Annotated in this window: 25 protein-coding genes and 1 other RNA gene; 15 read left to right on the top strand and 11 right to left on the bottom strand. The window is 48.4% G+C overall.

Features of this window, described 5'->3' with window-relative positions:
* Positions 1–170: 170 nt before the first annotated feature.
* Positions 171–569, bottom strand: coding sequence for an MAPEG family protein (locus AC5YBX_RS01150; protein WP_494520319.1), 399 nt, complete (start codon positions 567–569; stop codon positions 171–173).
* Between the two features lie 222 nt (positions 570–791).
* Between AC5YBX_RS01150 and AC5YBX_RS01145 the strand changes: the two genes are divergently transcribed.
* The gene (locus AC5YBX_RS01145; RefSeq protein ID WP_475515551.1) at positions 792–2012 is read left to right on the top strand and encodes a threonine/serine exporter family protein; all 1221 of its coding nucleotides are present in this window, start codon (positions 792–794) and stop codon (positions 2010–2012) included.
* Between the two features lie 177 nt (positions 2013–2189).
* Entirely contained in the window at positions 2190–3869 is a 1680-nt protein-coding gene (locus tag AC5YBX_RS01140) for a BamA/TamA family outer membrane protein (RefSeq protein ID WP_494524228.1), read from the top strand.
* Positions 3870–3906: 37 nt separating this feature from the next.
* Here the strand turns inward: AC5YBX_RS01140 and AC5YBX_RS01135 are convergent, their stop codons facing one another.
* A complete protein-coding gene (locus tag AC5YBX_RS01135) occupies positions 3907–5748 on the bottom strand; it encodes an SLC13 family permease (protein WP_494520321.1) in 1842 nt (613 codons plus the stop codon).
* A 302-nt stretch (positions 5749–6050) separates the two neighbouring features.
* On the opposite strand from AC5YBX_RS01135, the gene AC5YBX_RS01130 reads away from it, so the two are divergent.
* From AC5YBX_RS01130 to AC5YBX_RS01105, 6 genes are all read left to right on the top strand, one after another.
* Positions 6051–6533, top strand: coding sequence for a TlpA family protein disulfide reductase (locus tag AC5YBX_RS01130; protein ID WP_475515549.1), 483 nt, complete (start codon positions 6051–6053; stop codon positions 6531–6533).
* Positions 6534–6536: 3 nt separating this feature from the next.
* Positions 6537–6752 carry a DUF4266 domain-containing protein gene (locus tag AC5YBX_RS01125; protein ID WP_494520322.1) on the top strand — a complete coding sequence of 72 codons (216 nt, stop codon included), beginning with the start codon at positions 6537–6539 and terminating at the stop codon, positions 6750–6752.
* Positions 6743–8035: a DUF3570 domain-containing protein gene (locus tag AC5YBX_RS01120; RefSeq protein WP_494520323.1), complete on the top strand. Its 1293-nt coding sequence runs from the start codon at positions 6743–6745 to the stop codon at positions 8033–8035. The genes AC5YBX_RS01125 and AC5YBX_RS01120 overlap by 10 nt, the downstream gene beginning before the upstream one ends.
* Positions 8036–8117: 82 nt before the next feature.
* Positions 8118–9035 (top strand): FAD:protein FMN transferase, encoded by a 918-nt coding sequence (locus tag AC5YBX_RS01115; RefSeq protein WP_494521677.1) that lies wholly within the window; start codon positions 8118–8120, stop codon positions 9033–9035.
* 65 nt (positions 9036–9100) lie between these two features.
* Positions 9101–9760 (top strand): response regulator, encoded by a 660-nt coding sequence (locus AC5YBX_RS01110; protein ID WP_494520324.1) that lies wholly within the window; start codon positions 9101–9103, stop codon positions 9758–9760.
* The gene (locus AC5YBX_RS01105) at positions 9760–11142 is read left to right on the top strand and encodes an ATP-binding protein (RefSeq protein WP_494524227.1); all 1383 of its coding nucleotides are present in this window, start codon (positions 9760–9762) and stop codon (positions 11140–11142) included. Before AC5YBX_RS01110 ends, AC5YBX_RS01105 begins: the two co-directional genes overlap by 1 nt.
* A gap of 75 nt (positions 11143–11217) precedes the next feature.
* On the opposite strand, the gene AC5YBX_RS01100 is transcribed toward AC5YBX_RS01105, so the two are convergent.
* The 3 genes from AC5YBX_RS01100 to rsmI all read right to left on the bottom strand — a co-directional run bounded on the left by AC5YBX_RS01100 (position 11218) and on the right by rsmI (position 14398).
* A complete protein-coding gene (locus tag AC5YBX_RS01100; RefSeq protein ID WP_494524226.1) occupies positions 11218–12744 on the bottom strand; it encodes a diguanylate cyclase domain-containing protein in 1527 nt (508 codons plus the stop codon).
* Between the two features lie 385 nt (positions 12745–13129).
* Positions 13130–13481, bottom strand: an RNA gene (gene rnpB, locus AC5YBX_RS01095) — RNase P RNA component class A.
* A gap of 74 nt (positions 13482–13555) precedes the next feature.
* Entirely contained in the window at positions 13556–14398 is an 843-nt protein-coding gene (rsmI, locus tag AC5YBX_RS01090) for a 16S rRNA (cytidine(1402)-2'-O)-methyltransferase (protein ID WP_110459018.1), read from the bottom strand.
* Between the two features lie 88 nt (positions 14399–14486).
* On the opposite strand from rsmI, the gene AC5YBX_RS01085 reads away from it, so the two are divergent.
* The 4 genes from AC5YBX_RS01085 (at position 14487) to dolP (ending at position 17889) form a co-directional block, all read left to right on the top strand.
* A complete protein-coding gene (locus AC5YBX_RS01085; RefSeq protein ID WP_494524225.1) occupies positions 14487–16319 on the top strand; it encodes a penicillin-binding protein activator in 1833 nt (610 codons plus the stop codon).
* Positions 16316–16660: a YraN family protein gene (locus tag AC5YBX_RS01080; protein ID WP_475515542.1), complete on the top strand. Its 345-nt coding sequence runs from the start codon at positions 16316–16318 to the stop codon at positions 16658–16660. Before AC5YBX_RS01085 ends, AC5YBX_RS01080 begins: the two co-directional genes overlap by 4 nt.
* A 69-nt stretch (positions 16661–16729) precedes the next feature.
* Entirely contained in the window at positions 16730–17323 is a 594-nt protein-coding gene (locus AC5YBX_RS01075) for a phosphoheptose isomerase (protein ID WP_110459085.1), read from the top strand.
* Entirely contained in the window at positions 17320–17889 is a 570-nt protein-coding gene (gene dolP, locus AC5YBX_RS01070) for a division/outer membrane stress-associated lipid-binding lipoprotein (RefSeq protein WP_475515541.1), read from the top strand. The genes AC5YBX_RS01075 and dolP overlap by 4 nt, the downstream gene beginning before the upstream one ends.
* 19 nt (positions 17890–17908) lie before the next feature.
* Here the strand turns inward: dolP and AC5YBX_RS01065 are convergent, their stop codons facing one another.
* Entirely contained in the window at positions 17909–18781 is an 873-nt protein-coding gene (locus tag AC5YBX_RS01065; RefSeq protein ID WP_494524224.1) for a DMT family transporter, read from the bottom strand.
* A 132-nt stretch (positions 18782–18913) separates the two neighbouring features.
* Between AC5YBX_RS01065 and AC5YBX_RS01060 the strand changes: the two genes are divergently transcribed.
* On the top strand, positions 18914–19789 hold the full coding sequence (locus AC5YBX_RS01060) for a LysR substrate-binding domain-containing protein (protein WP_494524223.1): 876 nt from the start codon (positions 18914–18916) through the stop codon (positions 19787–19789).
* A 70-nt stretch (positions 19790–19859) separates the two neighbouring features.
* On the opposite strand, the gene trpS is transcribed toward AC5YBX_RS01060, so the two are convergent.
* Genes trpS through rpe form a run of 3 tightly spaced genes read right to left on the bottom strand, consistent with a single transcriptional unit; the run spans position 19860 to position 22241 of the window.
* Positions 19860–20861, bottom strand: a complete 1002-nt coding sequence (gene trpS / locus AC5YBX_RS01055) for a tryptophan--tRNA ligase (RefSeq protein WP_475515539.1) — start codon at positions 20859–20861, stop codon at positions 19860–19862.
* Positions 20862–20865: 4 nt separating this feature from the next.
* Positions 20866–21564 carry a phosphoglycolate phosphatase gene (locus AC5YBX_RS01050; protein WP_475515538.1) on the bottom strand — a complete coding sequence of 233 codons (699 nt, stop codon included), beginning with the start codon at positions 21562–21564 and terminating at the stop codon, positions 20866–20868.
* Positions 21561–22241, bottom strand: a complete 681-nt coding sequence (gene rpe, locus AC5YBX_RS01045) for a ribulose-phosphate 3-epimerase (RefSeq protein ID WP_475515537.1) — start codon at positions 22239–22241, stop codon at positions 21561–21563. Before rpe ends, AC5YBX_RS01050 begins: the two co-directional genes overlap by 4 nt.
* A 214-nt stretch (positions 22242–22455) precedes the next feature.
* Here rpe and AC5YBX_RS01040 point away from each other — a divergent pair, with 214 nt between their 5' ends.
* Positions 22456–22803 carry a hypothetical protein gene (locus tag AC5YBX_RS01040; protein WP_475515536.1) on the top strand — a complete coding sequence of 116 codons (348 nt, stop codon included), beginning with the start codon at positions 22456–22458 and terminating at the stop codon, positions 22801–22803.
* Positions 22766–22987, top strand: coding sequence for a DUF2970 domain-containing protein (locus AC5YBX_RS01035; RefSeq protein WP_475515535.1), 222 nt, complete (start codon positions 22766–22768; stop codon positions 22985–22987). The genes AC5YBX_RS01040 and AC5YBX_RS01035 overlap by 38 nt, the downstream gene beginning before the upstream one ends.
* Here the strand turns inward: AC5YBX_RS01035 and AC5YBX_RS01030 are convergent.
* A complete protein-coding gene (locus AC5YBX_RS01030) occupies positions 22984–23823 on the bottom strand; it encodes a Dam family site-specific DNA-(adenine-N6)-methyltransferase (RefSeq protein ID WP_475515534.1) in 840 nt (279 codons plus the stop codon). The two genes, AC5YBX_RS01035 and AC5YBX_RS01030, sit on opposite strands and share 4 nt — an antisense overlap.
* Positions 23824–23875: 52 nt before the next feature.
* On the bottom strand, positions 23876–25333 hold the full coding sequence (locus AC5YBX_RS01025; protein ID WP_494520329.1) for an AAA family ATPase: 1458 nt from the start codon (positions 25331–25333) through the stop codon (positions 23876–23878).
* Positions 25334–25340 lie beyond the last annotated feature (7 nt).

Below are 25340 nucleotides of genomic sequence, written 5' to 3'. Positions count from 1 at the left end.
TATCAAACCAATAAATAAGTGTAGTCACTCAGGGAGATGCCCCAATAGACCAAGCCATGTGCGCCAATTACCGCAGCGAGGTAACACTCGCGGCGCAACCTTAAAAAAGACGCGGAGTATAACAGCTACCCCCTCATTATTGCGACCAAAAAAGCAGCAACCCGGTAATATTACGCGCCAATAATAAAATAGCCAATATTAACCACAGACAGCGTAAGGATAAGGATCCAGGTTAATAATACCCCCCAAAATCGCCCCCAATGATAACCCCCTTGCCCCAAGGTTAATCCCAGCGCGTGCAACACTCTGGCTAGCAGCCAAATCAGCCCCAAAAGATGCACATATGCTTGCGGTAAACCGTTAAGCTCGGCCACCAGCAGCAACATCAGCGCCATAGGTGCATGCTCAATCAGGTTACCGTGCACTCGGTTGGCAAGGCGCAATGTGGGCTGACCGCCTGTGCCTAAGCCAACCTTTAAACGACGCCTTAGTTTTACGACTCGCAATGCAAAATAAACCGCCATTATGGCGGTTAACCCGATATATAAACTGGATACTATGACCGACATTGTCTCTCCTCGTGGTGAATCTTCACGCCAATCGTACAGCGCAGAGTAGTTAGCTTACGTCAGCAGGCCGCTTAATTGTAACTTTAAGGTTAATTCCCGCGGCGGCATCGACAGCGATAGGCAGTAAAAACTTACCAAGCCGTTAACCTTTTTAACCTAAGATGGGGTAAGATGCGCTCGATCTAGGGTCACCCATCGGTTTTATCATCATGGAACAAACAAGTGGATAGCGAAGAATTTATAGAAAAGCGCAAATTTATCATCAAGTTAGGTAAGTACCTGCATAAATTTGGCACCCCAGCTTATCGCTTAGAATCTCACCTTCAGAGCATCTCAAAGTTATTGGGTATTGAAGGCTATTTTCTCATCTCGCCCACCTCGATGACCTTTGTATTACAACATGATGCCGACCAAGAATATAACCATGTGGCTCGTGTCAGGCCCGGCGATCTCGATTTAGGCTCACTGGCACGAACCGACGAGTTGGTGGGTGAGCTGGTATCTGGCAAACGCACCTTACAAGAGGCCACCGACCGACTGGAAGAGATTGCTAACAAACCTAGCCCTTACGGCACCCTATTAACCTTATTGGCGTTTGGCTGTTCGGCGGGCGCCTTTGCTATGTTAATGGGCACCAGTTGGCATGACGTATTTTGGTCGGCGGCCCTGGGGCTCATGGTGTATGGCCTCGTTTACCGCGCCGAACGCTCGACACGTATTGCCGAAGCCCTAGAACCTCTGGCAGCCATTTTATGTGCCATCGTCGCCTGTGGCATCGCCTATTTTGACCCTTTTATTAATATCCCGGTGGTGATTCTGTCGGGCATCATTATCTTTGTCCCCGGGCTGGCGTTAACCCTGGGCTTGGCCGAATTGGCCGCGCGAGATTTAATCTCCGGCACCGCGCGTATCATGGACGCGTGCATGCTGCTGTTTAAGCTCTATTTTGGCGCCATATTTGGCATGGTGATTGGCTCGGCAATCTTTGGTGAAACCATCTATTTTGAACCCGATCCCTTGCCTCGTTGGGCCATTTGGTCAGCGGTACCCATCTTGTCGATGGCGCTGGTTATCATCTTTAAGGCGCGTTTAAAGGATGCCGCTTGGGGGGTGTTTGCCGGTATTATCGCCTTCTTTTCCGCCATGCTCGCGGGCATCTACTTGGGCGAGTCTATCGGCATCTTTTTTGGCGCCTTGGCGGTCGGGATCTATTCCAACTTATATGCCCGCTGGATGAAGGCTCCCGCTTCCATTGCACTACTGCAGGGGATCGTTATCTTGGTTCCCGGCAGTAAAACCTATATTGGTCTCAATACCCTCATATTGGGTGAAACCATGCTCAACCAATCCCATATTGGCTCACAAATTTTCTTAATTTTTATGTCGCTAATCGCCGGGCTGATATTTGCCAACGTGGCCGTACCACCGCGCGGAACCCTATAGCCTATGCACTATGCTGATACATTGCGCCGCATGTATCAGCATTTGCGTAAATAAAATCATTACCTTATTTCAATTCCCAGCTTGACTAATACTGACACTGGGTGTGTTATTAAAATGTATCTTTTTTGTGGTCACGAGATGCTTTAATCATCACATAACAATAAGGTGGGTCGCTCCATGCCATATGTCGCTCGCTGTATTGCGCTATTAAGTTACCTGCTGCTAGCCCCGCTGCATGCAGCTATCTCCCCTGAGCCGACATCTGCGCCATCGAATACTCAAGCAGGGTTAGCCAACACAGCACAAACCGATCCCCAAACGGTAAAAACCCCCATCAACAATATTGTCGTGGTTAGCCACGCCATATTCGATGAGTCCGATCCAGATGCTTTTTTTATTCACCGTTGGGCCAATTATCTGCACATCAATACCCGCGAGTCGACCCTACTGAGTAAACTCAGCTTCAATGTGAATGACGAGGTGTCACAACAAGATATTGAAGAAGCACAGCGAATTTTAAGGTACGAGCCTTACATTCGCGACGCCAAGATAACGTTTGCGCAGCCCGATCCTGATGCGGCGCCAAGTGACCCAGGAAAAACCGTATTAGTGGAAACCTGGGATAACTGGTCACTGCTGCCCACATTTAGCGCCAGTAGAAGTGGTGGTGAAAGTAAAATTTCTATCGGTATTAAAGAAGATAACTTACTCGGTTACGGCATCCGCACTCGTTTGAAATACAAATCCAGCGCCGATCGCAGCGGCTACCAGCTGGCCTTTCAAGCCCCCATGGATGACTGGATAAGACGCGCCACTCTCTCGGCAAACTTTTACGATAACAGTGACGGTGAAGCGGCCATGGTTGACTTCACCAAGCCGTTTTATACTCTTGACGATACCGATATGTACTCAGGGCGTTATATCAATGATTTACGAACCGATACTCTGCGCCAAAATGGGGTTGATGTGGATCAGTTTGAGCATCAAATCAATTTCTATAATGCGCAATACGGTTGGCGCCTCAACAAGGTCAATGACTGGCGTTCACGTGTATTAGTGGGGATCACTCAAGATCAACACACCTTTAAGCATATCGATACCTTTGTTGACGGCCCGCTGCCACAAGACCGAGATTATCACTACCCTTGGATAGGCTATCACTATCTGCAAGATGATTTTAAAGTGCTCAACAATGTCTACCTGATTAACTATAACGAAGACATTAACCTTGGTTGGCAACACTATGTCAGCCTGGGTATCGAAACCCAAGACACTAATGACAGCTCCCCTGTGGGTTATCACATCAACTGGCGATCATCGAGGGGATATCAAAGCCAAGCACAATTGCTACTGATGAGTATCGATGGCGAAGGCGTGTTTGCCACCAGCCAACCCGACTACTTTAAGGTGAATACGACAGCGGAATACTTTTATAAGCTGTCACCTAAGTGGACCGCTTATGCCAAGATGCGCTTGAGCGCCTCACAAAACAACTACCTCGATCAAACTTTTGCTCTGGGTGACAACACAGGCGTACGGGGTTACCCCAATGATTACCAACACGGTGATAACCAGTGGTTAGTCACTGCCGAAATTCGTAACTACCCTAATATTAATCTGTATCAACTGGCCGAACTTGGTTGGGCGGTATTTAGTGATTATGGCCATGCCACAGGCGGAACCGACCAAGATAATGAAGAGTCCGGCCCCATAGGTAGCTTTGGCATTGGGGCGCGCATTTACTCGTCGCGGTCCAGTTATGGCAGTGTGGCCCATATCGATTTATCAGTGCCCTTTACCAGTGGCGCCGAAGTCAACAGTTGGGAATGGCGCTTTCAAGTAAAACAGCATTTTTAACGGCTATGCAGCCCGAGGCGATAGACTTAGTAACGTCCTACAGTGGCCATACGATAAGCAGTAACGGTAAGCTAACCGCCACGACCAATAGCTCAAGCGGCAACCCCATCTTCCAATAATCACCGAAGCGAAATCCGCCAGGACCTAAGATTAAGGTATTATTTTGATGCCCTATCGGAGTCAAAAACGCGCACGAGGCGCCGATGGCCACCGACATTAAAAAGGTGTCTGGATTCACCCCGAGCTGAGTGGCGGTACTGATGGCAATGGGGCACATCACTGCAGCGGTGGCGGCGTTGTTCATAAAATCTGACAGACTCATGGTCACCACAAGGATCAACCCCAAGGCGACGATGGGATTTCCCTGCGCCACGTTATCGAGCAACGCCTTAGCCAGCAGATCGGCCGCACCTGTCGAGGCGGTAATGCTGGCAACAGGGATCAGCGCCCCAAGCAAGACAATAACCGACCAATCGACAGCATCATAGGCACTTTGCAGTGGCACTATGCTTAGTGCCATATACGCAAGCATCCCCATGGCAAATGAGATCGCAGTAGGGACAAGCCCGGTTGCGGCGCCAGTGACAGCCAACCCCATGATGATCAACGCCAGCATCACCCGCTTGGTTACTGGGATCCCAATCTCTCGCTGTGCTAAGGGCATACAGCCTAAGTTGGCGGCAAAATCACTTATGGCCTCGAGATCGCCCTGCATCAGCAACACGTCTCCCGCTTCGATGCGCGTTAAGCGTAACCGTTTAATCGAACGCCGCCCCCGCCGCGAGATAGCCAATAAATTCACGCCATATCGCCCCCTGATCTGTAGTCCCTTTGCGGTGCGACCATTGATGGCAGAACGCGGCATCACGACCAACTCCTGCAACACAATATCATCAGATTCAGATTCTTTTTTTTTCTCACTTGGCGCGTCGTCATTGCTGTCAACATCGGCCGGATCAGACTGCTGCTCCTTATCGACCTTAGCTGGTATGCGATCTTCGACTAATTTAAATTCAAACTTAGACAACACCTGTGATAGTGACTCGGGCTCAGCCTCGATAATAAGAATATCGCCAGCACGTAAGATTCTCGACTGGCTCGGGGCCGAGACCCTAAACGCGTTGCGAACTAAGCCCACCACCTGCGCATCGGTCTCATCCATCTCTTGATCAATTTGACGTAAAGACTTGCCCAGTGACCGACTGCCCTCATCGACCCGCACCTCGACCAGATACGTCCCGGTATCGAAACTGCTGCCGGCCGCCTGTTTGCGTGATGGCACTAAACGCCAACCGAGCAGTGCCACAAACACTACCCCCACCAAAGCCACAGTCAAGCCGACTGGCGTAAAGTCAAACATGGCAAAACCTTGGGATCCCGTTTCGGCGCGAAACCCAGACACTATGATGTTAGGTGGCGTACCGACAAGGGTCGTCATTCCCCCCAAAATGGTGCCAAATGCCAGCGGCATTAACACCCGTCCCGGTGGTAGCGATAACTTATTTGCCACCTGTATGGCCACCGGCATCAGTAGCGCCATGGCGCCGACATTATTCATAAAGGCACTGAATAACCCCCCGATACTCATTAATACGGTGATCATCACAGTGGGGCTGTCGCTGGAGGGCAACATTTTTTGCATCATGGCATCCACCGCACCAGAAAGTTGCAGCCCTTTACTTAATACCAGCACACAAGCCACAGTGATCACCGCCGGATGACCAAAACCTAAAAATGCCTCGTCGGCCGGGAGCAACCCCAGTAAAACAGATCCGAGTAATGCCGCCATCGCCACCAGATCATGCCGCCAACGCCCCCAAATAAATAGGGTCACTGTGGCGGCAAGCACAATAAAAATCAGCATCTGAGCCTGGGTCATATACAGGGCCTGGATAATTCTTGAGGTAGCTCAATAACAGTTGATAATCCAGCTTTTAGCAAGATTTTTAATCGCTTAATCCACGCTTAACTGTGTGAACTCAGCATCCCCCCCCTTTGGATATCGGTTAGCCTACGCATTTTTGGGTACCATGGCTCACACCCACTTCCTACTCGCCGGGTCGGCCAGCCAGATGATGTTCTACACATGAAAATCAACTCAATCTTTACTGGCAAGTGTTAAGAAAACCTTAAGATTTGCACACTAGATTGATAAGCATCACCTCATCTGGAATCGACTTTATGAAGCAATTGCTGCTACTGCTTAGCTTGGCCTGTTCAAGTTTATTCTCGCTGCCAACCTATGCTGCGCCTTCGTTGTCGCACCCGGTATTAACCTCACAAGGCGAGCAAACCACACTTAACCAATTTAAAGGCCAAGTCGTTTATGTCGACTTTTGGGCTTCTTGGTGCGGTCCGTGCCGCAAATCTTTTCCTTGGATGAACGCCATGCAAGCTAAATATCAGCAACAAGGACTCGCCATCGTCGCCATTAATTTGGATACCGAAAAAGCGTTAGCGGATAAATTTCTCAGTAAGTTACCGGCGCAATTTCATGTGCGTTTCGACCCCGAAGGCACCACAGCGCAAGCATTTAATCTTCAAGGTATGCCAAGCAGCTTTATCTTTAACAAACAAGGCGAGCTCGTTCAGAGCCACATGGGCTTTTTCGAAGAATATGCATCGCAGTATGAGCAAGAGCTCGTGACGCTATTAAAGGAGTAAGCAATGAAAAAAACAATTCTGACCTTAACCATTATCACCAGTCTATCGGCCTGTTCGAACCTAGGTGTAGAGCCGTGGGAAAAAGATCAACTGGCCCGCGCCGACATGGCGTTAGATGCTGAAAAGCTCGATTATGCCCTTGATGATCATATCTATTTCAGTAAAGAAGGTACCAGTGGTGGCCGCGCATTTGCGGGTGGAGGTTGCGGATGCAATTAACTAAACATCGCAATATTGCCAGTGCACTGGCGATGGCGAGCTGCTCCTTAGTTGGCCAGCAAGCGCAAGCAACTGAAACGAGCCTTGATGATTGGAAGGTCGATGCCGCCGTAATGTATTACGGCGAACAAGACAGAGTGCAAGCGGTCGAGGCGATAGGTAACGTACAAAAAGCCTTTGGCGACACCTCGCTACTCGACATGAAATTAGTCGTCGACAGCCTAACTGGCGCATCGGCCTCGGGGGCAGTGGCGCAAGACACCAGCCAAACATTCACTCGCCCCTCGGGCAATGGTGAATATGTGGTTGCCCCTGGCGAAACGCCCCTTGATGACACCTTTCATGACACTCGCGTACAGGCTAGCGTCAACTGGAGTGAAACCTTAACCCCCCAATGGAAGGTTAACGGCGGTATTTATGGCTCCAAAGAGTTCGATTATATGTCGATGGGTCTCAATGGCGGCGTAGAGCGCAGCTTCAATAAAGATAACACTACCTTAGCGTTATCTGGCTCCTATACCTATGATGTTATCGATCCCGTTGGCGGCAAACCGGTGGCATTTTCGGCAATGGTGCATCGTGGCGACTTTCAAAATGAAGATGATTATCGCGCGGCGTTCAATCGCACCCGTATCGAGGGCACCGAAGACAAGAGTACCGCCGATGTATTGCTAGGGGTGACTCAAGTGCTTAACCGTCGCTGGTTGCTCCAAGCCAACTACGGCTTATCAAGCGTCTCTGGCTACATGAATGATCCGTACAAAATATTAAGCCAAGTCGATAGCACAGGTACCACCCAAGACTACCTGTATGAAAACAGACCCGATTCACGCCTAAAGCATAGCTTTTACATGATGACGAAAGGCGCACTGGACTCAGGCGTGGTGGATTTCTCTTATCGTTACAGCACTGACGATTGGGACATTCAATCACACACCTTAGAAACCCACTATCGCTACTATTTCAGTGGTAATTTCTATGGTCAAATTCATTTGCGCTACTATCAACAACAGGCGGCTAACTTTTATCAACCGTTTCTGCTCACCTCAGACCCACTGCCTGAATATGCCAGCGCCGATTACCGTATTGGTGACATGACGGCTTATACCGTTGGCATTAAATTTGGTCAACGCTTAGCGGGCGGCCATGAAATAAGCTATCGATTGGAGTATTATCAACAAAACCCTGAAAATAATGGCACCGAGTTGATAGGCCAATTGAAAAACTATGATCAATTCCCTCAGGTAAAGGCGATCATGGCGCAATTTAGCTACTCATTTTAGCCAATCTCGTGCCCGCAGATGCGGGCCTTTAAGGACAGCTATGGCGCTCAGTAACTCACATGCCCCAATGACGCACACCGAAATGACGCTGCCCCCTTTAGCCCAAGGTGCAGAGCTGCATCCCCGCCCGTGGGGATTTTTGGGACAATTTCGCGCCATGGCCAGTCCTTGCGAATTACTTATCGCCACGTCAGATGTGACCACGGCCAGCCACATCCTTAACCTCGCTGCCCATGAAGCTAAGCGAATAGAAACCAAATACAGCCGATTTATCAGCCATAATCCTCTTTGGCAGCTTAATCATGGCGATGGCAACCCCATGCCCATCGACGCTGAAACCCATCGTTTGCTCAGCTTTGCGCAGCAGTGCTATAGCCTCAGTGATGGCCGTTTCGACATCAGCGCGGGCCCATTAATGCAGCTATGGCGCTTTGAAGACCTCCAACATGGGCGCATCCCCTCAGCCCAAGAGATCAACCACGCTAAATCCTTGGTCGACTTTTCGGCGCTGCACATCACCCCGACCAGCCTACAGATGCCCAAGGCCATGAGTTTAGATTTTGGCGGCATCGCCAAAGAGTATGCGGTCGATAATACCGCCAGGTTAATAGCCGAGCGCTGGCCAGCGCTTTCGGTACTGGTGAACTTTGGCGGTGATATCGCCTGCCCTGTGGCACGCACATCCCCCGAAAGTGCTTGGCAAGTGGGCATCGAAAACCCCAATGCGTTAGATAGCGCGAGCGCGTTATTACAGATCCGCCAAGGCGCTCTCGCCACCAGCGGCACAACAAGGCGTTACCTTGAAAAGGACCATAAGCGTTACGGCCACATTGTCGACCCGAGTAGTGGTTTTCCCGTAGAAAACGCACCGCTATCGGTCACCGTATTAGCACAAAATTGTGTGATGGCTGGCATGCTGTCGACCATGGCCATGTTAGAAGGCGCTAACGCCGAGGCCTTTTTGACGGCGCAAGGCGTCTATTTTCAAGTATATCGATAATTGACCCACAACTTGATATAAATAAACCGACCGCATCCATGTTGGGTCATCGCAATAGGATCAATATGCGTATACTGCTTGTGGAAGATAATGAGTTACTCGCCCAAGGGATCTGCCTTAGCCTCGGCAAAGTTGGCATGCAGATCGATCACCTTAGTAGCTATCAACAGGCGCTCAACTCGGTACACAACGAGACCTTCAGCGCCATAGTGCTCGACCTTGGCTTGCCCGATGGCAGCGGCAAAGACCTATTAAAACATTGGCGTAAGCAAGGGTTGTCCACCCCCACCATAGTGCTAACCGCCAATACCGATTTCGACACCAAATTGGCCTGTTTAGACATGGGCGCCGACGATTACCTTAGCAAACCCTTCGATGTGCGCGAGCTCGCCGCGCGGATCCGCGCCATTGTACGCCGTCATCATGGGCAAAATAACAACAGCTTAAGCGTTGGCGCCTTGCACATGAACTTAGATACCCGCGAGGTGCAGTTTCGTGAGCGCTTAATCTCACTCTCTCGGCGCGAGTACCAGCTGTTACATGAGTTGGCGCAATCGGCTGGCAGAGTGCTAACTCGCCACCAGCTTGAGCAGCTCACCTATGGCTGGGATGAGGTCGGTAGTAACTCTATCGAAGTGCACATTCATCACTTACGCAAAAAAACCACCAATGAATTGATCAAAACCGTACGCGGCATAGGCTATACCTTGGTTGAGACCGAATAATGTATTCACTACGTTTGATGCTAACCACGCTGATGCTGACAGGCATCGCCCTGTCGGTTGGCTTATCGAGCTGGATGAGCACCCGTGATGCTTCAGAGCAGATTGAAGAACTTTTCGATGCGCAAATGATGCAAACGGCTAAAATGTTGGAGCTGTTTTATCAACATGGCATCACAGCAAGTGATGCCCAAGCACTAACCGAGCAGGCGCAGCTATTTCACATTGAAAATAGTGATGTAGATACTTTTGCTGAACAGGCTGACGCCCTACAACTCTCCTATGAACACAAATTAGCGTTTCAAATATGGTCAGATAACGGTGAGCCATTAATTCTGTCTGACAACATTACCGCCCAGCCGATAACTGAGTTTGTCGCCGGTTATCATCAAAAAATCTTAACCGATGAACTGTGGCATGTGTTTAGCTATTATTCAAAAGATAACCACATCTGGATTGTCACCGCCCAGCAAGATGACGTGCGCCAAGAGCTGGTATCACAAATTATGCATAATGCCGTCAGCGCCCCCTTAATGATCGCACCCATTGTGCTGCTGGCTATGTTACTGCTCTCTTATTGGCTATTTAAACCGCTCAAGGCGTTCGAGCAACGGCTCAACCAACGTAGCCCTCATGATGTCACGCCTATCTCTATGCACCTGCCGAGCGAACTTCTTCCGGTGCAGAAAGCGCTCAACTTATACATCAACCGCTTTGCCAACGCCTTAGCGCGAGAACGACGCTTCAGCGCTGATGCGGCGCATGAATTAAAAACGCCACTGTCGGTCATTAAGCTGCATCAAGATGGACTAGCAGAGCTTATCCCCCCGTCACAACAAGCTAAATTACATTTAGCCGCCATTAACAGCGGCGTCACCCGTCTCAGTCATACTGTAGAACAACTGTTATTACTCGCACGGGTCGATTCGATAGAGGAACTAACGTTAGGCCCTAGCCATGTACAAACTATGGTGGAGGAGGCATTAAATCAGCTTATGCCAGGGATCACCGATTTCGAATGGGAGATGGCGATCCCCAGTGATCTGTATGTGGCCGCCGACCATTTTTATATCGAATTAGTGCTTAAAAACCTACTAGAAAACGCCTGTAAATACAGCCCAAAAGAATCACTTATCCGCATTAGCGCGACAAGAAACGCCAACTACATCGATATTGATATTACAGATAACGGCCAAGGGATGACGCCAGAGCAAATTGCTAATGCCGTAGAGCGCTTCTATCGAGTCAATGAAAATGAAGGTACAGGGGCGGGCTTAGGATTATCGATTTGTCAGCATATTGTTGAACTGCATCGCGGTAAACTTACCCTAACATCGCGACCCCAAGCGGGGCTCACGGTTACCGTCAGCTTACCTATCGCCTAGCGACTAAGGTTTAAGTTACAGGGTAAGGTTAAAGATTCAGGGTTGTACCCCATGATCACGCGCCACCGCTGACGACTACGAAGGTAATGTCGCGAACGCGTAATTATTTTTACCTTGCCTTTTAACCTGATACATCGCCTGATCGGCCATTTTCACCAAGGCCTCAGCAGTATCGTTATGTTGAGGATACAAGGCGATGCCTATGCTGGCCGTGATCTTGACCTCGACATCATCGTAAGTAAAGGGCTGAGCTAACACATTGACAATCCGCTCGGCGACCAACTTGACCAAAGCCTGACTCTCAACTTCTGTACATAAAATCAAAAACTCATCGCCGCCAATACGCGCAACGGTATCGATATCGCGAACGCTGCAACTAAGGCGCTGAGTCGCTTCAATTAACAACTGATCACCCGCATCATGGCCAAGCGAATCATTGATCGTCTTAAACCCATCTAAATCAACAAAGAGCAATGCGCCGTTTTTACTGTGCGCCGTCACCAAAGCATCATTCAGGCTCTGCATAAAAAACGCTCTGGTGGGCAAGCCAGTTAAGGCATCATGATTGGCTAAGTGGTGGATACGTTTTTTAGCCTCTTTTAAATCGGTGATATCTTCCTTAACCGCGACAAAATGACTAATGTTACCGTTACGCTGCTTCACTGGCGCGATAGACGCTATCTCCCAAAAAAGCTCACCGTTTTTCTTACGGTTATGAAATTCGCCACGCCACGTATGCCCAGAAGAGATCGCCTGCCACAAGGTTGAGTATTCATTAGGGTTCATTTCACCCGATTGCAACACTCGCGGATTTTGGCCCATCAGTTCATCTGAGCAGTAACCGGTTTTTTCAATAAAGGCCGGATTAACATAGTTAATCGCCCCTACATTATCTGTGATAACAATCGATGATGCCGACTGCTCAACCGCCAAGGATAAAATGCGTAATTTCGACTCTAATACCGCGTAACTCAGTAAAACCAATGAAATAGCAATGCCGCCAATAATAAAAACGCCACTCAATAACACCAGCGTTGACGTCATACTCGGATCTAAAAAATCCCTATATGAGGCAGAAAAGACCGCAATGACACCGCGAATAGCATGGGATAAACCAAATAAGCCAAACATAAATGCAACCGCATAACCCGCAGTACGCCACGGCGCCGCCTTCTCGGCCAATAACGTTTTTATTATCATGGCGCATATCATAAAAAAGGCCGCGCTAAGCACTGCGATTCTCATATTGAGATTGTTATCGATATAGTAGAAGTAACAAAACAGCAGCAATGTCAGCAGTGGAAAACCAACATCCAATAACTCTATGGAAGCACGACCCGTAAAAATACGCACGCCGCGATAAATAAGCAGAAAACCAATCACATAAAAAGTGTTAGCGATAACGATGGAGAGAAAATCTGGCAGGTTACCCCGCCCAAAAAGCAGGACGCTCGCCAAAGCAATACAAGACATACCCGATGCCCAAAAGCCTGAGCCATTACGCAGATTTTGTGCTCGCCACAACGACATTAACGCCACCGCAGAGCCAAATGAAATAAGTGCGGTGACAACGAGTAAAGTACGATTATCTAATATTTGCATATAAACCGCGTAAGACCATTTGCATTGGTGAATTTCATTTCAACCCTTTTAGGCTTTGCATTAATGGCAAAATGAGCGGTGACCTTATTTGTATTTTTACAATGTTTATATTTAGTAATGTTTAGCGGTGAGATGTTAACATAAAAAAGATCATTTGAACGTGATTATGAAGCATATACGACTTTATTCTGCTGTATTAAAATGATGCAGTATTCATCGCCGCCTATGGATGAGAAAAACTCGCTTCGGATGGTTAGACTTGAATAAGGGAGAGATGAGATAATCGTCGGTGAAAAACAATGTGTACCGATGCTTTATCCTACCGAGATTGGCATAAGCAGAAACACAAAAGGCCTCACATTGCTGCGAGGCCTTTTGTTTAAAGAGGTTGAGTTGGCCGATAAGCCGGGTCCTGTCGTGGACAGTTATTCATCTAGGCCTGCAATCGCTCACAGGCTCAAGCGACCTACCCGGTTCCAACGCGAGCCACGCCATACGGAACCCTATTTGGTCTTGCTTCGGGTAGAGTTTACCTTGCTACGGACTATTGCTAGCCGCACGGTGCGCTCTTACCGCACCCTTTCACCCTTACCAACTTGATAAATCAAGCTGGCGGTCTCCTCTCTGCTGCACTTGTCGTCGGTTCACACCGCCCAGGCGTTACCTGGTACCCTGCTCTTTGAAGCCCGGACTTTCCTCCCCGTTCTTGCGAACGCAGCAACTGTCTGGCCAACTCGGCGCGGATTATAGCTTAATGACACTTGGCATTCCACCTAATCTTCGTCACAGACAAGCTACACTGGATAATCGATTACAATCCGATCTCTAAGCCATATTTATATAGGGCATTTTTCTTCAATCCGTGGATCTGTGCAGCGATGGCAGCAGCCTTTTTTAACGGTAACTCTTCAATTAACAGTTTAAGCGTGTTGATAGCCACCGTTGGGATGCCTTCATCATCATTAATTCGATGACCATGGCACATCAGCACAATTTCACCTTTTTGCTGATTAGGATCTTGCTTTACCGTCTGCAAGATTTCAGCGGCCGAGCCTGAGAGGAAGGTTTCGAAGGTCTTAGTCACTTCTCGCGCCATCACCACATGGCGATCTTCGCCTAGCGCGGCCACGATAGATTCGAGACTGTGGACGATGCGGTGAGGCGATTCATAAAAAATCAGCGTACGTGGATCTTCAGCCAGTTCGGTTAACTTATCGAGGCGGCCCTTCTCTTTGGCCGGCAAGAAGCCTTCAAAAGAAAAGCGATCCGATGGTAACCCTGACGCACTCAGTGCGGTAATGGCAGCACAAGGCCCAGGTAGCGGAATAACGTTGTAACCTGCCTCTCGCACCTGAGAAACCAAGTGATATCCGGGGTCTGAAATCAAAGGCGTGCCCGCATCAGAGATTAACGCGACCGCTTCGCCATTGGACAGTTTTTGAATGATCCACTGGGCACGATCCCTTTCATTATGATCATGTAGCGCCGTTTTACGGGTTTCGATACCAAAATGGCTAAGTAATTTACCACTGTGACGCGTGTCTTCGCAGGCGATAAGTGACACCTGATTCAGCACCTCGATTGCACGAGTACTGATGTCTCCAAGGTTGCCTATGGGGGTTGGAACTATGTAAAGCGCGACCGACAGGTCCATATCTACCTCTGTAATGATTGTCACAAGACTTTCGTCAAGCTGAAGAGCAGGTTAAACTACAGCCAGCATCTTACCAGAGTGAAGTCCTGTGTTAAAAAGACTGAATACAACTAAATTTATCTTTATCGCGGTTTTATCAACGGTGTTATTTGGTTGTGCCACTTCGACACCGCCAGTTAAGGAGACCCAAAGCCAGGTCTCTTTGAGCAGCGCGCCACTCAATGCCTCACAGTATTTAGCCGATGCTGCAAAGGCATCATCTGCAGAGCAACGCGATAGACTCATGTTGCAAGCGGCCCACGCCTTTATTAATCAGGGCGATACCACTAATGCGGCGCAAACATTGGCGTCAATCAAAGCTAACTTAGTGCAAAAGCCAGAACTGTTAGCGCAACATAAATATTTAACCGCACGCGTGCTAGAGCTTACCTCGACTTATGATGATGCACTCGCCCAGCTCAATTATCCAAGTCAGTGGCGCTTAGCCGAATGGCAAATGGCTAACTATTACCAGCTTAAGGCGCGCCTCTACCAATTGATTAAACAGCCTATCGAACAAGCAAGACAATTGAGCCTGCTGAGCCTTTATCTTCCTAAGCCAGACTCATATCGGGTTAATGACGAGATTTGGCGGATTTTACAGCCGCTGCATGAACAAACCTTGTTGTCATTTAGCCAAGATACCAGCACCCCGGTTTTTACCGGTTGGTTACAGCTGGCGTATATTGCTAAGCATTATGCCATAGATCCGCAAGTGCTCGTGCAGCAATTATCGGCTTGGCAACATGATAATCCGCGCCACCCAGCAGCCATGAAGCTGCCAACGGATCTTGAGCGTGCGGTTAACGCTAAGCCATACAGACCCAAAAATATCGCGGTGTTATTACCGCTTAGCGGCTCAAGAGCCGCTATCGCTAACCCAATTAAGCAAGGTATTGTCTCGAGTTATCTGGCAAATCCTGACGATTCGGTTTCGGTGAACTTTTTCGACTCAGCTCAGGGGGCCGATATCGCCTACCAGCAGGCGGTGAATGCTGGCGCCGAATTTATTATAGGCCCACTACTACAATCGGAAGTTGCCACCATTCTTGAGGCGCAAAATGCGGCGCCACAGAACACACCATTGCCGCAACTGTTTCTGAATAAAGCCGACAACATAACCCCTAATGCCGATCAGTTTTTCTTCGCCTTGTCGCCAACCGACGAGGCTATCGATGCCGCGCAAAAGCTGTTTAAAGACGGGGTTGAAAGGCCGCTCCTATTAGCCAGCAATGATAATATCGGCCGCCGCATGGCCGATGCCTTTAACGAAAAGTGGCAAGCCCTGACTGAGGAAACTGCTGAGGTACACTTTTATAATAGTGGCGATGAAATGAAGGTGACAGTGCAAAAGTCACTGGGCGTGATTGACAGTAAAGAGCGCATTGCGCGCATTAAAGCCTTACTGGGTAATCAAATTGAGGCAGACTTTCGCTCTCGTCGCGATATTGATGCTATTTACATGATCTCCAGCAGCCAAGACCTGCCCTTACTTAAACCCTTTATCGACGTTAATTTCAGTGTGTTTGCTCAGCCAGTACCACTTTACAGCACTAGTCGAAGCCGCATCGAAGGAAACTCTCGTAGCGTCGCACAGGAGCTCAATAACCTCACCATTAGTGATATCCCTTGGCTATTAAAAGCCAATGCCGAAACGGCAGAGGTGGCTAAGCTGTGGCCCAACTGGAGCAACAGTCAAAAACGCCTCTATATTATGGGTTATGATGCGCTGCAATTGGTGAGTAAATTAGCCCAGATGCGAGCCTTACCGGGTTATCAATATTCTGGTGGCAGTGGACTGCTTTCGGCCGCGCCGGATGGTACTATTAACCGCCAGCTAAGCTGGGGACGTTATCAACGCGGAAATCTGCGACCACTATGACGCTGCCAGCCCATTTAAGCCGAGGCCGCTCAGCAGAAGATGCGGCGTTAGCTTATTTGCAGGCTCAAGGGCTGACATTCGTCGAACGCAATGTGCGCTACCCGTTTGGTGAAATTGACCTCATCATGAATGAGGGCCAAAAATGGATTTTTATTGAGGTAAAATACCGCCAATCTAAACAGTTTGGTGGTGCAATACACGCGATTAGCCGAGGCCAAATCGAGCGACTACGTCGAGCAGCAAATCATTATATGCAGCGCAATCATATTGATGCACAATGCCGCTTTGATGTCGTCGCCATAGATGCCAATGATATAAATTGGATCACCAATGCATTTTAGTGATCACTAAGCCTCATGCACACAAGTAAAGGCTTGTTGACAGAGTTATTGTTTTTTAAGGACCTACCCATGTTAGAACGTATTAAAGATAGTTTTACTCACTCAATCCAAACCAAAATCGATGCTGCTGAAGCATTGCCTGAGTCGATTGAGAAAGCAGCTGAAATGATGGTGCAATGCCTATTAGGTGGCAACAAAATTCTAGCTTGTGGTAATGGTGGTAGCGCTGGTGATGCACAGCATTTCTCGGCCGAGCTGCTTAACCGTTATGAGATTGAGCGTCCACCGTTACCGGCTATCGCGTTAACCACTGACACCTCAACCATTACGGCTATCGGTAACGATTACAGCTATGACGAGATCTTTTCTAAGCAAATCTTAGCCCTAGGTCAACCTGGCGATATTCTACTGGCGATTTCAACCAGTGGTAATTCGGGTAACGTCATCAAGGCGATGGAAGCGGCGCTGAGCCGTGATATGACTATCGTGGCCCTAACAGGTAAAGATGGCGGCGCGATGGCAGGCCTGATGGGCACTAACGATGTTGAAGTACGTGTGCCCTCGAATGTGACCGCGCGTATCCAAGAGGTGCATTTATTGGTGATCCATTGCCTCTGCGACAATATCGATCGCACGCTATTCCCGCAGGACGAGCAAGCATGAGAGCTTGGCTCCCATTAATTGCTATTGCTTTACTGCTTCAAGGCTGCGCCGGTGCTGTAATGGTCGGTGCGGTTGGTGGTGCCATGATGGTCAACGATGAGCGGAGTTTTTCGACGCAAATCGATGACACCAATGCGGACTTCCAAATATCGAGCGCCCTAGGCGCCCACGATGATATTAAAAACCAAACTAATATTACCGGTATCGCCATGAATGGTAATGTGCTGGTTATCGGCCAAGCACCTAACTCTATGTTGCGTGACAAGGCGATTAATATCATCCAAGGGCTCAACCTAGGGGGTAAGATCCATAATCAGATTCGCATAGGTAACCCCACCTCTTTTACCACGCGCAGTAATGACACTTGGATCACCACCAAAGTCAAAACGCGTATGCTCAATGACAACGCACTCGATATTACCCGTATTAAGGTGATCACCGAAAACGGCGAGGTGTTTTTGCTTGGCGTCGTCAGTCGCGAGCAAGCCGATCTCGCGGTAGACATAGCCCGCAATACTGCTGGCGTGCGTAAAGTGATCAAAGTGCTCGAGACGCCTAGTACCTAATTGGCGCCAGGCATAATGGCTACAGTGAAGACAACGCCAGCTTTCGCTTAGCCAGTGCCAACTTAATTTGTGGAAAAATCAGCGATGGCAATACAATTAATGCCGCGCCAAACCAGCTGAGCCCATCGAGCCATTCATCAAACCACAGCCAGCCAAAAAAGATAGCAAATAACAAGCCACTGTATTCGGCCACCGCAATATCGCCCGCCTGTGCTCGGCGATACGCCAATACACAAAACAGCTGATACGCCAGCAAAAAGCCGTTACTTAATATTGCCACCCCTAACATTTGCCAGCTAAAACCAATAAACCCTGTTAACGCGGCAATTAAGGCCACCAGCGGTAGGCTGAGTAAGTTATATAGCATCACGGTAAGGCTTGCCGCTTCGGTGCTAGGCAGTTTACGCAGCGCTAATTGATTACCTGCAAACATCATGGCAGAAAACAGCACAGCTAATCCTGCCATGTTGAGCTCACTCGGACGTAATATGATCACTATGCCAATAAAGCCCAGCACAGCCACCATCACTTGCGTGCGCGTTAATTGCTCATTAAGAAACAGCATCCCCATGACAATGATCATTAACGGCGCCGAGTAAAACAGCGAGCCTACTGTGGCCAATGGCAACGCTAATAACCCTGCTATCAAGCATAACGCCCCAATAGCACCACTATTAGCTCGCAGCGCATGTAACTTCATAAACTGCGATCGCGGTCGGCCGGCATAGCACCATAACGGCAGCATCATCACGATGGCCGTCATTTGTCGCAGCAGCAAAAACATTGCCGCGTTACTCTCTTGTGGCAACCACTTAATCGAGACATCGTATAGCGCACTAAATACATTGCCCAGAATCAGTAGCCCCAGCCCAATCACAATATTTCGCGGCATTGGCGGTATCTCAACTATCTCCCATAATGGCTGCATCATAAGCAGCAAAAAACTAAAGCAGAAGTGATGATTTCTTTTAATAGATGAATTAAATTCATACCTCAACCAAATGAGATCGCAAGAGGCACTTCAATGAGAAAAATTCCGCCACTAAGGGCATTGCAGGTTTTTGAAGCCGCCGCGCGTCAGCAACACTTCTCCCGTGCGGCCGATGAGCTGTGCATTACCCAAAGCGCGGTGTCGCATCAAATTCGGCTGCTTGAAGAGCATTTTGCGCAACCCTTGTTTAAGCGTGAAGGACGCGTATTAAAACTCACCGCTAAAGGACAACTGCTCTACCAAGAAGCGGCACGAATTTTTAATGAATTGAGCGTGCTCAATCAACAGATGATTGGTGAGCAGCAACAAGCATTACGCTTAGCGGTATACAGCTCATTTGCAGTGAAATGGTTGATCCCACGCCTAAGTGAATTTAGGCGGCATCAACCCGAAATTCAGATCCGCCTCGACATGGTCACCGACGATCCTGTGCTGTCCCATAGTGAAGCCGATATGTTTATTACCGGGCAAAAACAACAAAAAGGCTATTGGCAACAACTGCTTCATCGAGAACGCCTTATCCCGGTTTGCAGTCCCGACTTTGTCAATCAAGGGCAGACGCTGGATCTACCTTGGTTGATAAAGCAACCTTTACTGACCGTCGATGAGGGGCCGCTGGGGCTCGATTGGCAGCGTTGGTTAGCCCATCATCAGCTTGCCGTGACTCGCCATACTAAGCAGCACCTTTTTAGCCATGTGTTACTCGCCATTGAAGCGGCGATTGCAGGCCAAGGCGTGGCCTTAGCATCGGATTTTATGGTGGCCGACGATATTGCTCGCCACCGTCTCATCGCGCTGCCCTTTCCCAGCATAGATACTGGATTTGAGTTCAACTTTTTATGCAAACAACGCCGCGTCAAAGAACCTGCCATCGCCAGTTTTATTAATTGGCTCCTGCTGCAGCAATAGAACGTTTTCATTGGTGGCAATGCAAAAAGCCAGCTTAGCTGGCTTTTTAACACAAAATATTGGCTATCGATTAGACGATAAGGCCAATCTTTTCGTATACCTGCTTCAGCGTAACCTCGGCACGCGCTCGTGCTTTTTCAGCCCCTTCTTGCATCACTTGATTAAGGAAGGTTTGATCGGCTCTAAATTCGTGAAAACGCGCTTGTAGTGGCTCCAACATATTCACTACAGCTTCACCTGTGGCCACTTTTAAATGACCATACATCTTACCTTCAAACTCGGCTTCCAGACTGGCAATCGACTGGCCAGTACAGCCCGACATTAAACTCAGCAAGTTAGACACGCCTGGCTTAGCATCGACATCAAAACGCACCACTGGTGGCTCTTCACTATCGGTCATCGCTTTTTTGACTTTCTTCATGATCGCTTTAGGATCTTCAAGTAAGCCGATAACATTATTACGATTATCGTCAGACTTAGACATCTTCTTCAACGGATCTTGCAGCGACATCACCTTAGCCCCCGTTGCCGGAATAAAGGGCTCTGGTACCACAAAAGTATCGCCATAGGCATTATTAAAGCGAGTCGCAATATCACGCGTTAACTCTAAGTGCTGTTTCTGATCTTGGCCAACAGGCACTTCGTTGGCTTGATACAGCAAAATGTCGGCCGCCATCAATACGGGATAATCGAACAAACCTACGTTGATATTATTGGCATGTTTTTGTGACTTATCTTTGAACTGGGTCATTCGATTTAGCTCACCCATTTGGGTGTAGCAGTTTAACGCCCAGCTTAATTGCGTATGCTGAGGAACCTGAGACTGTAAAAAGACGGTGCTCTTTTTAGGATCGATACCGCAGGCCAAATAGATGGCTAGCGTGTCTAGACAGGCTTCACGTAATTTAATCGGATCTTGTCTAACGGTGATCGCATGGAGATCGACAACGCAATAAATACAGTCATGACTGTCTTGCATACCCACCCACTGACGCAGAGCACCCATGTAGTTACCAATACTCAGCTCACCAGATGGTTGAGCACCACTAAACACGATAGGTTTTGCAGTCATTCGTTTATTGCTCCGTTGATTCAGCAGTTAAGTTAATTAATGCTGTTATTTCACTAAATTGTTCACATACGGCGCTTGGACCGCTGAGCCCGATATCTTCACCGTAGTTATACCCATAGGTCAAGCCGATTGAGGCAATACCCGCCGCTTTGGCCGCTAAAATGTCGTTTTTAGAATCGCCCACCATTAAAAGCTGCTCTGGTGTTAACTGCCACTGGGTTAATAGGTGAGTTAACGGCATAGGATCGGGTTTCATTTTGGCTAACGAGTCACCGCCCAGCACTAGGCTAAAGAACTCGGCAATGTCGAAGGCCTCGAGTAAGGGCATGGTAAAACGATAAGGCTTATTCGTGACCACAGCCAAGCGATATCCGGCGGCATGCAGCTGCTGTAATACCGGCTTAACACCGTCATACAATTTACTGTGTTGCTGTAAATTGGCTTGATAATGGCGCATAAACAGCGGCATAGCATCGGCTAATTCGGCCGCATCTATCACCCTATCATGGGCAAAGCTGAGTGCTCGCTCGGCTAACTTTTCGGCACCATTGCCCACCCACGAACGTACCTGTGGCTCACTACAGCTAGGCAGATTTAGCTCTGCCAGCATGGCATTGGTGGCGGCTGCAAGATCAGGCACACTGTCGATGAGCGTACCGTCTAGATCAAAGGCTATTGCCTTAATTTGCTTTGCATGGATCATGACTTAACCTCTGTTTTCGCCAGTTCTACGCGCATCTCATCAATGACCGCTTTATAATCTGGTTGGCTAAAAATCGCCGAGCCCGCCACAAACATATCGGCGCCAGCGGCAGCAATTTCGGCAATGTTGTCGACCTTAACGCCGCCATCGACTTCGAGACGAATATCAAAGCCACTGGCGTCGATGCGCTGACGCACTTGACGTAATTTGTCCAGTGTTGATGGAATAAACGACTGACCGCCAAATCCAGGGTTAACTGACATCAATAAAATCACATCCAGCTTATCCATCACATGATCAAGATAATGCAGTGGCGTACCAGGATTAAACACCAGCCCAGCCTTACAGCCCGCCTCTTTAATTAACTGTAAGCTTCTATCGATATGCTCTGAGGCTTCTGGGTGAAAGGTGATGATCGACGCACCAGCGTCAGCAAAGTCCGGAATAATACGATCCACAGGCTTAACCATTAGGTGCACATCTATATCGGCCGTGACACCATAGTCACGCAGCGCCTTACACACCATAGGACCTATGGTTAGGTTAGGTACGTAATGATTGTCCATCACATCAAAGTGAACGACATCGGCACCCGCACTGAGCACGGCATCAACATCTTCCCCAAGGCGGGCAAAATCGGCAGAAAGAATCGAGGGAGCAATTAAAAATGGACGCATGGTTAACTCACTAGTGTGGATAATAAATACGCTATTCTACCTCAATGCCTTACTGCCTCTCTAGGGCTTTAGTGGCATTAAATGTGCTCAAACTCAGAAATGAGTGCTTTTATTCAGGCCGCTTGAACGCCTGTGGAAATAGATGTTCAAAATATAAACGGCTTTGCTATAATGTTGCCAATTGTTATATTTACGTGCGATACAGGATGTAGACATGAATAATAAGCTAAAACTGTCGGGCAACCTTAAGTCAGCAGGACTGCTGGCGTTTACAGCATTTGCTGTCGGGGTTGTAACCGTAAACGTTAAGGGGAATATCCAGAGCACTAACTCATCGACCTGTGAACATGATAGCAATACCGCTTATAACTCGGCATTACCTGCAAGTCACCCGGCTAATCGCTGTCCGCAACCATCGGATAATGTTAGCTGGATAAATTGGTTAACAGGTAACAGCCGCTCGAGTCAGTTCCATTTTGTCGACCTACTAGAATTACTCCATGGCCATAAAAGCAGCCCGATGGATGACATTAATCCCACGAGCCCAAAAAATCGCTACTAAAAGGCGCTCCCTCATCCAACTACTATTTAGCACTTTAGCTGCTTTTTTTGGCGTGCAAACCGAGCATAACCGCCAGCGAGACTTTCAATCTCACTCTGCTATCCCCTATCTTATCATGGGGATAATTTTAGCCATTGGCTTGGTGATAGGCTTAATCGTTATTGTTAATCTGGTACTGACTTAATCGTTTTCGCTATGATATCTATCATCATATAGCGCCATCAACTCATCCACTTTTTTACGCCCACTGCCATTTTGGCTAATGTTACGTTGCACCTGAATGGTATCGAAACGGGCACCGTGATAGAGCTCGCGGGTTAATGGAATGTCATGATTACTAATTAACACGGGAATACCACGATCAATCGCGGTGTGCCGCGCCTTTCGGGCCAGTAATGCCTGATCATCTAAGCTAAAACCTGAGCCCACATAGGTGGTAAAACTGGCTGTCGTCGATAATGGCGCATACGGCGGATCGCAATAAACAACGTCACCACTTTGGGTAAAGCTGAACGCCTCTTCGTATCCGATACAGCGAAACTCCGCCTGCTGAGCTTTTTCGGCAAACGCCATGATCTCATCGTGAGGGAAGTAGGGTCTTTTATATGAGCCAAAAGGCACATTAAAGCCGCCTTTCTTATTGTAGCGGCACAAACCATTAAAGCCGTGACGATTCATATAGAGAAAATAGACCGAACGTAAAAATGGATCGCTTACCTGATTAAATTCGCTGCGAACTTGGTAATAGACTTGTTTGTCATTCTTAGCATCGACAAACATTGCCTTAGCCGCCCGAATGTACTTTTCAGGGGTGGCTTGCACGATTTTGTACAGGTTAATCAAGTCATGATTAATATCGCATAGCAGGTACTGCTGGTAATCAGTATTGAGAAATACTGAACCAGCACCGACAAAAGGTTCGACTAATCGGTCGCCTTGGGGAAGGTGTTGCGTGAGAGCATCAACCAGCTTAAATTTTCCACCAGCCCACTTAAGAAAGGCCCTTTGCTTTTTAATCATCTAAATCGATTGAATGCGCCATGAAAACAAGGTGCCGATTGTACTCTGTTTATTATTGAATTTCACGAGTCGGGAGCCGTTGTTGTAACTCATATTGAGATAAATCACTCCACACTCGCAACCAAGGTGGTGCAACTCCTAATTCATTTTGTAAACGCAGGGCTGCTGCCATTGCCTGTTCACGAGAGTTATAACGCCCGTATAGCACGACCCAGCGCTGCTTATAGCGTGCTACTTTGATATTATCTGAGCCATCAAGCTGTGCAATCACTTCATTGAGTGACTTGAGCTTTTTAACACTGGCTAGTTGTAATGTGTAGCCCACCTGTGGCATTTGGTTGTTTAATGCACCGCTATTATTCTGGCTCGACTCAACCTCTGGCTGTGGCTGTAGCGCTGGTGTTGCCACTGCAGCAGCATCATTTTTGACAGCAAAAACCTCCACCTTATCATTATGCAGCTGCATCTCCGCCCTATCGCTACTGATGGTTTCAAACTGCCCCACTTCACTATATTCGGCCTCTACGACATCACTTAACGGATTTTCCACGCTCTGCTCAGCAGCTATCACGGCATCATGCCGCAAGGGCACGACCACTATCGACCCTTCAACAATCACCTCAGCATGAGGCACTTGCGAGCCTGAAAAATAGCGGGCTAACAACGCCTCACCATAAGCGATATTAGCGCTTCTTGCACGAACGGAGGCGACAGTATCTTGTTGAGGTAAGACTGGTGGCTCAACATCCGGTAGCATGTAAACATACCCAGCAACGACAATGATACCAGCCAACAGTATCAGTAGCGCCGGCTTAAGCCAGCCTCTTTTAACTTGGGGGTCAGGCTCGCCATCAAGCGCAAGTGACAGTAACGTCACCACCTCACTCGGTAAACCTCGCTGCTGTTGCAGTTGGTCTTTAACAATATCTCTGGGGGTAAACGTGGTTTGCTCACTGCGCTGCAACAAGGTGTAATAGAGTGCCTCGCGCTCGGCATAGGTTAACGGCTCGATCACCATGGGAAGTAACAGTTGATGTTGACTCTCTGGCAGTTGTGCTAATAATTGGCCTAAAAATACATTGGGGGCGGTAAGTGTTACCGAAAGGCTTTTACCCACCAACTGCATTTGGCTTAACACTATGCATTCGGCCCAAATATCCAGCGGGAGATGGTGAGCATCATCGAGCACTATATGGCTCTGAGTCGGTAAAGCTTGTGCTAAATCTAGCAGGGTTTCTGGCAGTGGCAACTCATCATCGAAAACAGGTTCTGACAATAACTGCACCAAGATTTTACGACGAATTTCAGCGCAATCGGCGTGCTGCGGGCACGTAACCAAGGCGGAACTAACCCCATCGAGTGCATCGACAAGCGCTGTGACTATGGTGGTTTTACCTGCACCATCATCACCTGTTAATACGGTCAACTGCTGACCATATAAGATCACGTGCTGCAAACGATGCAGCAAGGATTCTTGGCTAGGTAATAATATCGAAGCTTGAAATGTCACAAGATCA

It is taken from the genome of Shewanella sp. 492, assembly GCF_059338445.1.
The sequence above is the reverse complement of the archived record's forward strand: the minus strand, read 5'-3'. Positions and strand labels throughout refer to the sequence as shown.